At 69.5% G+C, this 12,389-nt stretch carries 15 protein-coding genes; 9 read left to right on the forward strand and 6 right to left on the reverse strand.

Annotated elements, in window-relative coordinates:
- Positions 1 to 72: 72 nt before the first annotated feature.
- Complete coding sequence (locus tag LK409_RS04895) at positions 73 to 495, forward strand: VOC family protein (RefSeq protein WP_010926524.1); 423 nt, start codon at positions 73 to 75, stop codon at positions 493 to 495.
- 121 nt (positions 496 to 616) lie between these two features.
- Entirely contained in the window at positions 617 to 1,810 is a 1,194-nt protein-coding gene (locus LK409_RS04900) for an MFS transporter (protein ID WP_010928015.1), read from the forward strand.
- Between the two features lie 6 nt (positions 1,811 to 1,816).
- On the opposite strand, the gene LK409_RS04905 is transcribed toward LK409_RS04900, so the two are convergent.
- A complete protein-coding gene (locus LK409_RS04905) occupies positions 1,817 to 2,728 on the reverse strand; it encodes a LysR family transcriptional regulator (protein ID WP_010928016.1) in 912 nt (303 codons plus the stop codon).
- Between the two features lie 126 nt (positions 2,729 to 2,854).
- Here LK409_RS04905 and LK409_RS04910 point away from each other — a divergent pair, with 126 nt between their 5' ends.
- Together LK409_RS04910 and LK409_RS04915 are read left to right on the forward strand one after the other, a co-directional pair.
- A complete protein-coding gene (locus tag LK409_RS04910) occupies positions 2,855 to 4,441 on the forward strand; it encodes a sulfatase-like hydrolase/transferase (RefSeq protein ID WP_003812086.1) in 1,587 nt (528 codons plus the stop codon).
- A 41-nt stretch (positions 4,442 to 4,482) separates the two neighbouring features.
- On the forward strand, positions 4,483 to 5,460 hold the full coding sequence (locus LK409_RS04915) for a Bug family tripartite tricarboxylate transporter substrate binding protein (RefSeq protein ID WP_003812083.1): 978 nt from the start codon (positions 4,483 to 4,485) through the stop codon (positions 5,458 to 5,460).
- Between the two features lie 20 nt (positions 5,461 to 5,480).
- Here the strand turns inward: LK409_RS04915 and LK409_RS04920 are convergent, their stop codons facing one another.
- Positions 5,481 to 5,993 (reverse strand): hypothetical protein, encoded by a 513-nt coding sequence (locus LK409_RS04920; RefSeq protein ID WP_010928017.1) that lies wholly within the window; start codon positions 5,991 to 5,993, stop codon positions 5,481 to 5,483.
- A gap of 498 nt (positions 5,994 to 6,491) precedes the next feature.
- Between LK409_RS04920 and LK409_RS04925 the strand changes: the two genes are divergently transcribed.
- Positions 6,492 to 7,997 (forward strand): tripartite tricarboxylate transporter permease, encoded by a 1,506-nt coding sequence (locus LK409_RS04925; RefSeq protein WP_010928018.1) that lies wholly within the window; start codon positions 6,492 to 6,494, stop codon positions 7,995 to 7,997.
- 97 nt (positions 7,998 to 8,094) lie between these two features.
- On the opposite strand, the gene LK409_RS04930 is transcribed toward LK409_RS04925, so the two are convergent.
- From LK409_RS04930 to LK409_RS04945, 4 genes are all read right to left on the reverse strand, one after another.
- Entirely contained in the window at positions 8,095 to 8,559 is a 465-nt protein-coding gene (locus LK409_RS04930) for a MarR family winged helix-turn-helix transcriptional regulator (protein WP_003812075.1), read from the reverse strand.
- Positions 8,560 to 8,668: 109 nt separating this feature from the next.
- A complete protein-coding gene (locus LK409_RS04935) occupies positions 8,669 to 9,094 on the reverse strand; it encodes a PIN domain-containing protein (protein ID WP_003812073.1) in 426 nt (141 codons plus the stop codon).
- Positions 9,091 to 9,330: a FitA-like ribbon-helix-helix domain-containing protein gene (locus tag LK409_RS04940; protein WP_003812071.1), complete on the reverse strand. Its 240-nt coding sequence runs from the start codon at positions 9,328 to 9,330 to the stop codon at positions 9,091 to 9,093. The genes LK409_RS04935 and LK409_RS04940 overlap by 4 nt, the downstream gene beginning before the upstream one ends.
- 73 nt (positions 9,331 to 9,403) lie before the next feature.
- Positions 9,404 to 10,246, reverse strand: coding sequence for an AraC family transcriptional regulator (locus LK409_RS04945; RefSeq protein ID WP_010928019.1), 843 nt, complete (start codon positions 10,244 to 10,246; stop codon positions 9,404 to 9,406).
- Positions 10,247 to 10,383: 137 nt separating this feature from the next.
- Between LK409_RS04945 and LK409_RS04950 the strand changes: the two genes are divergently transcribed.
- The 4 genes from LK409_RS04950 (at position 10,384) to LK409_RS04965 (ending at position 12,371) form a co-directional block, all read left to right on the forward strand.
- Complete coding sequence (locus tag LK409_RS04950; RefSeq protein WP_010928020.1) at positions 10,384 to 10,929, forward strand: carboxymuconolactone decarboxylase family protein; 546 nt, start codon at positions 10,384 to 10,386, stop codon at positions 10,927 to 10,929.
- A gap of 58 nt (positions 10,930 to 10,987) precedes the next feature.
- The gene (locus LK409_RS04955; RefSeq protein WP_003812062.1) at positions 10,988 to 11,500 is read left to right on the forward strand and encodes a redoxin domain-containing protein; all 513 of its coding nucleotides are present in this window, start codon (positions 10,988 to 10,990) and stop codon (positions 11,498 to 11,500) included.
- An 80-nt stretch (positions 11,501 to 11,580) separates the two neighbouring features.
- Entirely contained in the window at positions 11,581 to 11,814 is a 234-nt protein-coding gene (locus LK409_RS04960; RefSeq protein WP_033447224.1) for a hypervirulence associated TUDOR domain-containing protein, read from the forward strand.
- Positions 11,811 to 12,371 (forward strand): DUF488 domain-containing protein, encoded by a 561-nt coding sequence (locus tag LK409_RS04965; RefSeq protein ID WP_010928021.1) that lies wholly within the window; start codon positions 11,811 to 11,813, stop codon positions 12,369 to 12,371. Before LK409_RS04960 ends, LK409_RS04965 begins: the two co-directional genes overlap by 4 nt.
- Positions 12,372 to 12,389: the final 18 nt, after the last annotated feature.

Consider the following 12,389-nt stretch of genomic DNA (forward strand, 5'->3'; position numbering starts at 1 on the left):
CGGCGCGGGCGCCGCCTGGCCGCATAATCGACGCTTGCGCCGCGCCGCGGCCGGCGCCTTGCGGAGCACACCATGCAAGCCAACCTGACTGTCATCACCCTGGGCGTGGACGACCTGGAGCGCGCCCTGCGCTTCTACCGCGACGGACTGGGGCTGCCGACCGCCGGCATCGTGGGCCGGGAGTTCGAGCACGGCGCGGTCGTGTTCATCGACCTGCAGGCCGGCCTGAAGCTGGCGCTGTGGCCGCGCCGCAGCCTGGCGCACGATACCGGCCTGCCGCTGGCGCCGCCCAGCGCCACGGAACTGAGCCTGGGCCACAACGTGACCAGCCGCGCCGAGGTCGACGCGGTGATGGCGCAGGCCGCCCAGGCCGGCGCCGCCATCGTCAAGCCGGCCGGCGACACCTTCTGGGGCGGCTACGCCGGCTACTTCCAGGACCCGGACGGGCACCTCTGGGAAGTGGTCCATAACCCGCAGCTTGCGCCGGCGGGCTGAGCGGAGGCCGTCCCGGGGCGGCGCGGCGAATCGGGCATAATGCGACCGGCCGCATATTTCCAGCGGTTATAAGGGGCCCGCGCGCCAGGCGCGGGCCCCGTCCCATTCCATCGAAGCCGCCATGCCGTCCCGTTCCGCGCAGTCCTCCTCCAACGTTCTGCGGCTTGCCGCGGCACAGGCGCTGGCCGGCGCCAACACGACCGTGGTGTACGCCACCGCCGCCATCATCGGCGAGGCGCTCGCGCCGTCCAAATCGCTGGCGACGCTGCCGATTTCGGTATTCGTGGTGGGCATGGCCGCCAGCACGCTGCCGGCCGGCGCCGTGGCGCAACGCCACGGCCGGCGCGCGGCGTTCATGCTGGGCACGCTGTGCGGCGTGCTGCTCGGCCTGCTGGCCGCGCTGGGCATCTACCTGGAATCGTTCGCGCTGTTCTGCGCCGCCATGGCCTTCGGCGGCGCCTATGCCGCCGTGGTGCTGACGTTCCGCTTTGCCGCCGCCGAGTGCGTCGAACCGCACCGCAAGGCCCGGGCCCTGTCGACCGTGCTGGCCGGCGGCGTGCTGGCCGGCGTGCTCGGCCCGCAACTGGTGTCCTACACCATGGACGCCTGGAGCGGCCATGTTTTCGCCGGCACGTACCTGGCGGCTTCGGCGGTGGCGGTGCTGGCCGCCGTGGTGCTGGGCGGCGTCGACCTGCCGCGGCCGGCGCGCGCCGCCGCCGCGGGCGGACGGCCCCTGCGGGTCATCGCGCGCCAGCCGCGCTTCATCGCGGCGGTGGTGTGCGGCGTGGTGACCTACATGCTGATGAATTTCCTCATGACGTCGGCGCCCCTGGCGATGCGCATGCATGGCCTGTCGCAGCACGCCTCCAACCTGGGCGTGCAATGGCACGTCATCGCGATGTACGCGCCCAGCTTCGTGGCCGGCGGGCTGATCACCCGCCACGGCGCGGTGCCGGTGGTCGCGGCCGGCCTGCTGCTGACCGCGGCCGCGGCCGTGGTCGGCCTGGCGGGCATGGACGCATGGCATTTCTGGGTGTCGCTGACGCTGCTGGGCGTGGGCTGGAATTTCGGCTTCGCCGGCGCGTCGGCCATGGTGCTGGAATGCCATCTGCCGCAAGAGCGCACGCGGGTGCAGGCCGCCAACGATTTCATCATCTTCGGCACCATGGTGGTGGGCTCGTTCGTCTCGGGCGATCTGCTGATGCGCTACGGCTGGGAAGTCGTGTGCTGGCTGGCGCTGCCGCCGCTGGCCGTGGCCGCGTTCGCGCTGCGCTGGTTCAAGCCGCTGCCGGCCGGCGCCGCGGGCAGAGCCTAGCAGGGATCACACCGCCTGGCGCAGGCAGGCGATGAAATGGGCCGTATGGGTGCCATGCACGCCGTCGGCCCGCCACAGCATGCCGATGGGGCCGCCGCTGCCCAGCGTCAGCGGCAGGATGCGCAGCACGCCCTGGCGCTGGAAGTGCTCGGCCAGCCGGCGCGACATGGGCGCGATCATGTCCGAGCGGTCGAGCAGGGCGACGTTGGTCTGCACCGAGGTCGACTCCACCGCATGGCGCGGCAGGGGCTGGCCGGCCACGGCGAGTTCCATTTCCAGCCGCATGCGCAGCGGCGTGCCCTGTTGCGGCGAGATCCACGGATAGGCCTGCGCGTCCTCCCAGCTGATGCGCCGGCGGCCGGCCAGCGGATGCGCGCGGCCCGCCACCAGGCAGACCGGTTCGTCGTACAGCGTCTCGCAGCGGACATCCTCGGGCATGGCAACCTCTTCCAGGCGCCCGACGACGATATCGAAATCCCCGTTGCGCAGGCCCGGCAGCAGCAGATCGATCGAGGCTTCGATCACGCTGACCAGCACGTCCGGATAGGCGGCGCGAAAGCGCCGGATGCTTTCGGGCAGCACGACCGGCCCCACCACCGGCGAGAAACCCACCGACAGATGGCCCGCGAAACCGCTTGCGATGTGGTCTACCGCGGTACGGGCGCGTTCGAGCCGGCCGATGATGGCGCGCGCGTGCGCCTGCAGTTCGCGCGCGCAGGCCGTCGGCGTCACGCCGCGCGGCTCGCGCACGAACAGGCGCTGGCCGATGTCGGCCTCGAGGTCCTTGAGCCATTTCGACAGCGCGGGCTGGCTGATGCCGTATTCGATGGCCACTTCGGTCAGGTTGCCGGTTTCGCACAGGCGTATCAGCAGGCGCAGGTGGCGGGGCCGCAGCCGGTCGATCCAGTTCGTGAGCATGGGCGTCGGATATGACATAACTAATGGGTTATGGAATTCTAATATCTTTTCATTTTTCATTTATGTTTAGGGCACGCACAATCGGGCCTCGTCGTGTACTTATGTCCGGCTTGCGCCGCACCTGCCATGTCCCAGCCCAATTTCCTGCTGTTCATTACCGACCAGCACCGCGCCGATCACCTTGGTGCCTACGGCAATTCGCAGATCCGCACGCCGGCGCTCGACGCCCTGGCGCGGCGCGGCTGGCTGGCCGAGCGCTTCTACGTCGCCTCGCCCATCTGCATGCCCAACCGCGCCACCCTGATGACCGGCCGGATGCCTTCGGCGCACGGGGCGCGCCACAATGGGATTCCGCTGTCGCAGCGCGCCACCACCTTCGTCGAGCGCCTGCGCCAGGCCGGCTATGGCACGGCGCTGGTGGGCAAGTCGCACCTGCAGAACATGACGGGCAACGGTCCGGTCTGGCCGCGCCCGCAGGATCCGCCCGCCGAGGGTGAGGCCTGGGCGCCCGAGCCGGGCGACTACGACCAGGAGTGGGGGCCCTTGTGGCGCGAGGATCCGGCCCATGACCTGGCCACGCCGTTCTATGGTTTTTCGCAGGTGGACCTGGCGGTCGACCATGGCGACCGGGTCTGGGGGCATTACTGGCGCTGGCTGCAGCGCGAGCATCCGGAGGTCGCGGCGCAGGCCGGGCCCGACCATGCGCTGCCCGCGCCCGGCTTCGAACTGGTGCGGGCAGGGCAGGCCTGGCGCACGCGCGTGCCCGAATCCTGTTCGACCACGGCCTACCTGGGCCGCCGCACCATGCAGGCCCTGGACGGCTACGCGCAGCGCGGACAGCCGTTCTTCATCCAGTGCTCGTTTCCCGATCCGCACCATCCGTTCACGCCGCCGGGCAAGTACTGGGACATGTACCGGCCCGAGGACGTCGAACTGCCCGCGTCCTTCCATGCCAGCGCGGCCGCCGGCAGGCAGCCCCCGCCGCACGTGCAGTGGATGTACGCGCAGCGCGACAGCGGCCGCGCCGTCAAGCACACGCCGGCGATGTTCGCCTGCACCGAGCGCGAGGCGCGCGAGGCGATCGCGCTGAACTACGGCTCGATCTCGCACATCGACCACACGGTGGGCGAAGTGCTGGCGCATCTGCAGCGGCTGGGCCTGGCGGACAACACCGTGGTGATCTTCACCAGCGACCACGGCGACTACCTGGGCGACCACCAGCTGCTGTGGAAAGGGCCGGTCCACTACCAGAGCGTCATCCGCACCCCGTTCATCTGGGCCGATCCGGCCGGCGCGCAAGGCGCGCGCAGCGACGCGCTGTGCTCGACCACCGACATCGCGCCCACCATCCTGGCGCGCGCCGGCCTGCTGCCCTACAACGGCATCCAGGGCGCCGATCTCGGCGCGCTGATGCGCGGCGAGCAGGCCGCGCCGCGCGAGGCCGTGCTGATCGAGGAAGAAGGCCAGCGCGTCATGTTCGGTTTCGACAAGCGGGTGCGCATGCGCACCCTGCAGACCGGCCGTTACCGCATGAGCGTCTATCACGGCGTGTCCTGGGGCGAGCTGTACGACCTGCGCGAGGATCCGCTGGAATTGCGCAACCTGTGGGACGAGCCGGGCAGCGCCGCGCTACGGCAGGACCTGCTGTTCCAGCTCGCGCAGAACCTGATCGGGCATGGCGAGACCAGCCCCCATCCGACCGCGCTGGCCTGACCGCCAGGCAAGCGCGCCAACAGAATTCGAGGAGACAAGACATGCGTATTTTCCAAGCCCTGCGCCACGCGGCCCTGGCCGCCGCCCTGAGCCTGGGCGCGGCGGCGGCCGCCACCGCCGCCTATCCCGACAAGCCGGTGCGGCTGGTCGTCAACTTCACGCCGGCCGGTCCGCTGGACCTGCTGGCCCGCCTGGTGGCCGAGCGCGCCAGCCGCGAGCTGGGACAGACCGTCATCGTCGAGAATCGCGCCGGCGCCGGCGGCAATATCGGCGCCGACGTGGTGGCCAAGTCCGCGCCCGACGGCTATACGCTGCTGATCACCACCGATACGCTGGCCACCGTCAATCCGTTCGTCTATGCAAGCATGCCGGCCGATCCGTTCAAGGACCTGCAGCCGGTGGCGCTGACCGGCACGTTCAACCAGGTGCTGGTGGTCCAGCCCAGCCTGGGCGTGCGCAACCTGGCCGACTACATGGCCTATCTCAGGCAGCACGGCGGCACCTACGCCTCGGCCGGCAACGCCACGCCCGGCCACCTGACCTTCGAAAGCCTGCGCCAGGCGCTCGACCTCGACGTCACGCACGTGCCTTACCGCGGCACCGCGCCGGCGGTCAACGATCTGCTCGGCGGCCAGGTCGAGGCGGGCTTTCTGGTGGTGCCGGGCGTGCTGCAGCATATCCAGGCGGGCAAGCTGGTGCCGCTGGCCGTCTCGGGCGCGCAGCGCGACGCCGCGCTGCCCGACGTGCCGACGATCGCCGAGTCCGGCCTGGCGCAGGTGCGCGACTTCGACACCAGCTTCGGCTATCTGCTGATGGCGCCCGCGGGCGTGCCGGACGAGGCGGTCCAGGCCTGGCAACGGGTACTGGCCAGGATCTACGCCAGCCCGGAATTCCTCGAGCGGCTCGCGGCCCTGGATATCGCGCCGACCTTCGGCGACGCGCAGCAGGCGGCGCAGTGGATGCGCACGCGCGCGGCGCGCTGGGAAAAGGTGGTGGCGGCGGCGGGCATCAAGCCGTAACGCCCCGCCTGCCCGGGGCTTCACTCCGTGGCAGGCACCTTGCGGGCGCGCATCAGCCGGCCCCATGCGCGCGCAAAGCCGCTGGCCGCGCCGGCCAGCACGGCAAAGCCCAGCGCGGCCGACAGCCAGCCGATGCGCGCGAAACCGGGAAACGCGCCGTACAGCCAGCCCAGGCTTTGCGACAGCGCGACCATGGCGACCGTGCCGACGATCCAGCCGGCAATCAGCCAGCGCGCCCGGCGCTGGCGGACCGGCGCGAAACTGAGGTGGTACACGATGCGCGCGCAGTAATACGCGGCCACGGCCGCCAGCGCCGTCAGGAAAACCGACGCGTCGGCGATGGCGCCGCTGAATTCGGCCGATTGCCAGCTCTCGCCGATCAGCAGCCACTGGCGGCGCAGCGCCGGATAGGGAATCCAGGTCGCCACGCCCAGCGCGCCCGCCAGCCGCGCCAGGCCGGCGTAGCACAGCCAGCCGGTGGCCGCCGCCGCCAGGCCGGCCAGCCAGAAGCGCAGGCGTTCATGGCGCATCATCGGCGGTTTCTCGCGGGCAGGCGGTACGAATGGCGGGGGGCAGGCGGGTTCAAGAGCGGCATGGGCGGCATGGGCGGCGGGGTCGGCGTTGCGCAACCGTATCGGCGCGAACGGCGGAAATCAACCGGGGGGCTGAGTCCGGCCTCATTCCATCCGCCGTCTGGATGAGAAAAACTATATCGTAGAGCGATATGAATTAATTCTTTTGGATTAGGCCGGCACGAGAATCACGCGCGGAAGGGCCGCAAAATCGTGCTGCGGACCAATTATTTCATCGTAATATCAGCGCGTTGCAGCGATGCTTTCAGTTTGAAAGCAGACCGTAAGCTAATCGTAAACCCGGGGTTTTCAAGCAAAAGCATCGTGCTACGATCTATTCCGTTTTCCTGATGGCGGCGTTCCGGTCGCAATCCGTTACACCACTCTGTGCCCCGTTCGGCCGGTATCGTGACCATGTGCCGCGACGGGGGCAGCAGCAAAAGAAAGGAAAGGGGCGAAATGGAACTGCTGCAAAATCTGGCGCTTGGCTTTTCGGTAGCGTTCACGCCGGAAAACCTGTTGTACGCGCTGCTGGGCTGCGTGCTGGGCACCCTGGTCGGCGTGCTGCCCGGCCTGGGGCCGGTGCCCACCATCGCCATGCTGCTGCCCATCACCTATGTGCTGCCGCCGGTGGCCGGCCTGATCATGCTGGCCGGCATCTACTACGGCACGCAGTACGGGGGGGCGACCACGGCCATCCTGGTCAACCTGCCCGGCGAGACATCGGCGGTGGTGACCGTGCTCGATGGCCACCAGATGGCGCGCAACGGCCGCGCCGGCGCGGCGCTGGCGCTGGCGGCCATCGGTTCGTTCTTCGCCGGCACTGTCGCCACCATGCTGATCGCCGCCTTCGCGCCGCCGCTGGCCGAAGTCGCCTTCAAGTTCGGCCCGGCCGAATATTTCTCGCTCATGGTGCTGGGCCTGATCGGCGCCGTGGTGCTGGCGTCGGGCTCCATCCTCAAGGCGGTGGCCATGATCATCCTCGGCCTGCTGCTGGGCATGGTCGGCACCGACGTGAACTCCGGCGTGGCCCGCTACGACTTCGGCATCCCCGAGCTGCAGGACGGCATCGACTTCGCCATCGTCGCCATGGGCGTGTTCGGCTTCGCCGAAATCCTCACCAACCTGGAACAGAAGGAAAACCGCGTCGACATCACCGACAAGGTCGGTTCGCTGTATCCGAACAAGCAGGAAATGCGCGAAGCCGCGCCGGCCATCGTGCGCGGCACCGCGCTGGGGTCGTGCCTGGGCATCCTGCCGGGCGGCGGCTCGGTGCTGTCGGCCTTCGCCTCGTACTCGCTGGAAAAGAAGCTGTCGCGCAATCCCGAGCGCTTCGGCAAGGGCCATCCGGCCGGCCTGGCCGGCCCCGAATCGGCCAACAACGCCGGCGCGCAGACCTCGTTCATCCCGCTGCTGACCCTGGGCATCCCGGGCAACGCCGTGATGGCGCTGATGGTCGGCGCGATGACCATCCACAACATCCAGCCGGGTCCGCAGGTCATGACCAGCCACCCCGAGCTGTTCTGGGGCCTGATCGCCTCGATGTGGATCGGCAACCTGATGCTGGTGGTGCTGAACCTGCCGCTGGTCGGCCTGTGGGTCAAGCTGCTCAAGGTCCCGTACCGCATCCTGTACCCGGCCATCCTGGTGTTCTGCACCATCGGCGTGTACTCGCTGAACTACAACGTCTTCGACGTGTTCGTCACCGCCATCTTCGGCGTGGTGGGCTATGTATGGTCCAAGCTGAAATGCGAGGGCGCGCCGCTGCTGCTGGGCCTGGTGCTCGGCCCCATGATGGAAGAGAACTTCCGGCGCGCGCTGCTGCTGTCGCGCGGCGACTTCCTGACCTTCGTCGAGCGGCCGCTGTCGGCCTCGCTGCTGGGTGCGGCGGCCCTGCTGGTGATCATCGTGGCGCTGCCGTCGATCCGCAAGAAGCGCGACGAGACCTTCGTCGAAGAAGAATGATCGCAGCGTGAAGTTGAGTGATTGCGGGTGTTGGCGACGGCACCCGTTTTTTTTGGGGTGGCCATGTTTCGCATGGGGCCTGGCGCCCCGCGACGGCTTACTTGCGCCGATACGCCGGCGAATCGAAATAGCTCAGCAGCGTACGCAGCAGCGGTCCGACCGAGCGCAGTTCCTCGACGTGCGCGGCCGACAGCGTATCCAGCGTGTGCTCGGCCAGCGGGGTCAGGGCCACCAGCACGCGGCGGCGGTCGGCGTTGCTGGGAATGCGCCGCACCATATCCATGCGCGCGAGCCGGTCGACCAGTTCGCCGGCGCTGTGATGGCGGATCAGCAGCCGGTCGGCCAGTTCGCCTACGCTCAGCGTGTCGTCCGATGCCTTGATGGCCAGCAGGGCCTGGTGTTGCTGCGCGGTCAGGCCGCTTTCGGTGGCCGCGGCTTCGCTGAAGGCCATGAAGCGGCGCAGCGCGTAGCGCAGGTCCGCCAGGGCGGCAAAATCGGCTTTATCCAGCTTGCGGCCGCGTGGCGGCGCGGGGCTGGGGGAAGAGGTCTGGACGTCTGACATGGCAAGGCCGGCCTATGATCTGTACATTTTCGACCGCGCGCCAACCGGGCGGGCGCGTACGCAAGAATCATTCTAGAAGAAATGGGGCAGGGGCGTTGTCAGCCTGCCGTCAAGCGGCGGCGTGCCAGGGATCGACGGCGGCGAGCCCGGCCGCCTCGAACCTGGCCGGATGGCGCGTGGCGATGGCCAGGCCGTGCGCGGTGGCGATGGCGGCGATGCAACCATCGATTGCGCACAGCGCATGGCCCGCCGCCGCGGCCCGCATCATGACGGCGGCGTAGGCATCGGCCGCGGCCGTGTCGAAGGGCAGGACATGGCCCATGAACAGCGGCAGGACGCGCCGCTCGAATTCGTGGCGCAAGGCCTCGGCCCGCTTGCCGCGCGGCAGGCGGGCCAGCCCGAGCTGGATTTCGGCCGCGCCGGGCGCGGCCAGGTACAGGGTTTCGACGTGCTGGGCATCCAGCCATGCCGCGACGGCCGGGTCGGGGGCCGGCCGCAGCGGCTCGAGCAGCACGTCGGTGTCGAGCAGGATCATTCGAAGCTGGCCGGGCGAGCGGGCGCCGGATTGCGCTCGATGGTCAGGTCCATGCCGCGCGCGCCGCGGCCGATGTGGCTGAGCAGGGTGCCCAGCTTGACGCGGCCATCGGGCAGCACGGCGTTTTCCAGGATGGCGCGGATCTCGGCCTCGGTGCTGCGCCCATGCGTGGCCGCGCGTACGCGCAAGGCGCGATGCACTTCCTCGGGAACATTTCTTACCGTAATCGAAGACACGACAGCACCTCCATTTTTTGCATGCAATGATTTCATTTTAGCAAAATGCAATCATTTTGGCAATGGCGCGGCTTCAGCGCTGGGCGTCCAGCCACTGGCGCGCCGAAGCGCCCATCCGCTGCCGGAAGGCCTTGGACAGCGCCGGCACGCCGGCAAAGCCCAGCTCGGGCGCGATGCGCTTCATGGGGTGGCCGGCGCGCAGCATGGACGCCGCCAGGCTCAGCCGCCAATCGGCCAGGTAGGCCGCGGGCGTGACCCCCGTCGCCGTCTTGAACGCCGCGGCAAAGGCGCTGCGCGACATGCCCGCGATATCCGCCATCCGCGTCAACGGCCAGGCCTGGCCTGGAGCGCCGTGCAACGCCGCCAGGGCCTTGGCCAGGCGCGGGTCCGACAGGCCCATGATCAGTCCGTTGCTCACGCCGACCTGGGCCGGGTGGTCGAGCATCCAGCGCAGCAGCTGGATCAGCACGACCTCGAACAGGCGGTCGGCCAGGACGCGCGAACCGCAACGCACCTGATCGGCCTCGGCGAACAGCAGGTCCAGCGCGGGCCGCAGGCCGGCCACCGCGTCCAGCGGCACGCAGACGACCGGCGGCAGCGAGCGCACCAGCGGATGACGGTCGCCGCCTTCGAAATCCAGCGTGGCGCAGGTCAAGTCGGGCCCCTCGGCGGGCGGGTTGATGAACTCGTGATGCAAGGGACGCGGGTAGAACAGCAGAGTGGGCTCGGCCAGCCGCAGGCGCGGCAGCGCGGTTTCGCCCGGGCGGTGGCGCACTTCCATATCGCCGCGGCGCAATACGTGCAGGAAGGCGCGCCCGGGCTGCGCCTCGAAGCGGTGGTGGCCGCACAGCGTGCCGGCGTGGAGCAGGGCGGTGCGAACGCGGAAGCGTTCCAGCAGGGCCGACAGCCTGTCCACGGGCGCCGGCGCGGCCGAGGTTTTAGACGATTTGGAAACTTTCATGGACGAAACTCGATTTTTTGTCCAGATATTCTACGTACGATGGGCTGGTCCGTCACGGCGGACCTTATCCCTACCGTTTCCAGGAGCAAGCCATGTCACGTGTTCTCCTGATCGATCCCTCCCAGGCCGGCGCCGAGCGCCAGGCGATCCTGGCGCAGATCCAAGGCGCGTTCGGCGCCACGCCGAATATGTTCAAGGCCGTGGCCAACTCCGCCGCGGCGCTCAAGAGCATGTGGGAGGCCTTTGGCGCGCTGGGCGGCGGCGTCATTGCCGCGCGGCTCGGCGAGCAGATCGCCGTGGCGGTGGCCAACCGCAACCGCTGCGAATACTGCCTGGCCGCGCACACCGCGCTGGGCCGCAAGGCCGGCGCCAGCGCCGGGGACATGGCGGCCGCGCAGGACGGCCGTTCGGCCGATCCCCGCACGGCGGCGGCGCTGCGCTTCGCGCTGCAGCTGGTCGAGGCGCGCGGGCAGGTCGGCGAGGCCGAGGTGCAGGCCGTGCGGGCCGCCGGTTTCAGCGACGAGGAAATCGTCGAGATCCTTGCCCACGTGGCGCTCAACCTGTTCACCAACTATGTCAACGTCGCGTTTGCCGTCCCGGTAGACTTTCCCAAGGTCGCGCTGCGCCAGGCAGCCTGAGCGTCGCGCCGGCCCGCGGCGCCGCGCCGCGGGCCGCGTCCATTCCCCAGGAGCCGCCATGTCCCGCCACGAAGCCCTCGCCACCGTTACCGCGCCGCCCTTGCAGGTGGACGCATGGCTCAATACCCCGCACCCGCTGGAGCTGGCCCGGCTGCGCGGGCAGGTGGTGGTGCTGCACGCCTTCCAGATGCTGTGCCCGGGCTGTCTTGCGCATGGCCTGCCGCAGGCCGAGCGCCTGCACCGCCTGTTTCGCGACGACGGCGTGGTGGTGATCGGCCTGCATACGGTCTTCGAGCATCATGCGGTCATGGGGCCCGAGGCGCTGCGGGTTTTCAATCACGAGTACCGCTGGAGCTTTCCGATCGGGATCGACCGCCCCGATCCCGAGGGCGACATGCCGATGACCATGCGCGCCTACAGCCTGGGCGGTACGCCCAGCCTGGTGCTGCTGGACCGCCGCGGGCGGATCCGCCTGCACCACCTGGGCCGGCTCGACGACCTGGCCCTGGGCGCGGCGATCGGCCGGCTGCTGGCCGAGGACGCCGAGCCCGCGGGCGCGCCGCCGGCGTGACGTCCGGGCGCGCCATGCGGTAGCCTATGCGGGAGGCCCGGCCGCGCGCCGGCCGGGCGTTCGCGACAGGAGGCGATGGCATGACCGGCAAGACGGCATTCAGGATCGGCGACCACGTGGCCTGGAACTCCGAGGCCGGCCAGGTGTCGGGCACCATCATCGCCATCCACACGCGGGACTTCGATTACAAGGGGCACACGCATCGCGCCTCGCCCGACCATCCGCAGTACGAAATCAAGAGCGACAAGACCGATCACATCGCCGCGCACCGCGGCGAGGTGCTGCGGCGCGTGCGCGCAAAGGGCGGGGCATGAGGCCGCCGTTTCATACTATAGGCCATTCCAACCGCAGTCTCGAGGCCTTCGTCGCCTTGCTGGAGGCGGCCGGCATCGAGCTCGTGGTCGATATCCGGACCGTACCGCGCTCGCGCGCCAACCCGCAGTTCAACCAGGACGCGCTGCCCGGTTCGCTGGACGGGCGCGGCATCGCCTATGAACACCTGGCCGCGCTGGGCGGGCTGCGGCCCAGATCGCGCACGGTGCCGCGCGAGGTCAACGGCTACTGGGACAACGACAGCTTCCACAACTACGCGGACTACGCGCTTTCGCAGGCCTTCTATGCGGGCCTGGAGCATCTCGTTGCGCGCGGGCGCGCACAGCGCAGCGCCGTCATGTGTTCGGAGGCCGTGTGGTGGCGTTGCCACCGCCGCATCGTGGCCGACCATTTGCTGGCCCGGGGGGAGACCGTGTTCCATATCATGGAAGCGGGCCGCATCGATCCGGCCAGCCTGACGCCGGGCGCGCTCGTGCGCCCGGACGGCATGGTGGTCTATCCTGGCGCGGACGCCGCTGTGCGCCCGCCCATGCCGTGATGTGGCTACAAGGCGCGG

The sequence above is a fragment of the Bordetella parapertussis genome (genome assembly GCF_020735925.1).
In the GTDB taxonomy this organism is placed as follows: domain Bacteria; phylum Pseudomonadota; class Gammaproteobacteria; order Burkholderiales; family Burkholderiaceae_B; genus Bordetella; species Bordetella pertussis.

What these genes read in the sequence shown, in the direction of transcription:
- LK409_RS04895 (WP_010926524.1), top strand. Translation starts at nt 73, where the DNA reads ATGCAAGCCAACCTGACTGTCATCACCCTGGGCGTGGACGACCTGGAG.
- LK409_RS04900 (WP_010928015.1), top strand. Translation starts at nt 617, where the DNA reads ATGCCGTCCCGTTCCGCGCAGTCCTCCTCCAACGTTCTGCGGCTTGCC.
- LK409_RS04905 (WP_010928016.1), bottom strand. Translation starts at nt 2,728, where the DNA reads ATGCTCACGAACTGGATCGACCGGCTGCGGCCCCGCCACCTGCGCCTG.
- LK409_RS04910 (WP_003812086.1), top strand. Translation starts at nt 2,855, where the DNA reads ATGTCCCAGCCCAATTTCCTGCTGTTCATTACCGACCAGCACCGCGCC.
- LK409_RS04915 (WP_003812083.1), top strand. Translation starts at nt 4,483, where the DNA reads ATGCGTATTTTCCAAGCCCTGCGCCACGCGGCCCTGGCCGCCGCCCTG.
- LK409_RS04920 (WP_010928017.1), bottom strand. Translation starts at nt 5,993, where the DNA reads ATGATGCGCCATGAACGCCTGCGCTTCTGGCTGGCCGGCCTGGCGGCG.
- LK409_RS04925 (WP_010928018.1), top strand. Translation starts at nt 6,492, where the DNA reads ATGGAACTGCTGCAAAATCTGGCGCTTGGCTTTTCGGTAGCGTTCACG.
- LK409_RS04930 (WP_003812075.1), bottom strand. Translation starts at nt 8,559, where the DNA reads ATGTCAGACGTCCAGACCTCTTCCCCCAGCCCCGCGCCGCCACGCGGC.
- LK409_RS04935 (WP_003812073.1), bottom strand. Translation starts at nt 9,094, where the DNA reads ATGATCCTGCTCGACACCGACGTGCTGCTCGAGCCGCTGCGGCCGGCC.
- LK409_RS04950 (WP_010928020.1), top strand. Translation starts at nt 10,384, where the DNA reads ATGTCACGTGTTCTCCTGATCGATCCCTCCCAGGCCGGCGCCGAGCGC.
- LK409_RS04955 (WP_003812062.1), top strand. Translation starts at nt 10,988, where the DNA reads ATGTCCCGCCACGAAGCCCTCGCCACCGTTACCGCGCCGCCCTTGCAG.
- LK409_RS04960 (WP_033447224.1), top strand. Translation starts at nt 11,581, where the DNA reads ATGACCGGCAAGACGGCATTCAGGATCGGCGACCACGTGGCCTGGAAC.
- LK409_RS04965 (WP_010928021.1), top strand. Translation starts at nt 11,811, where the DNA reads ATGAGGCCGCCGTTTCATACTATAGGCCATTCCAACCGCAGTCTCGAG.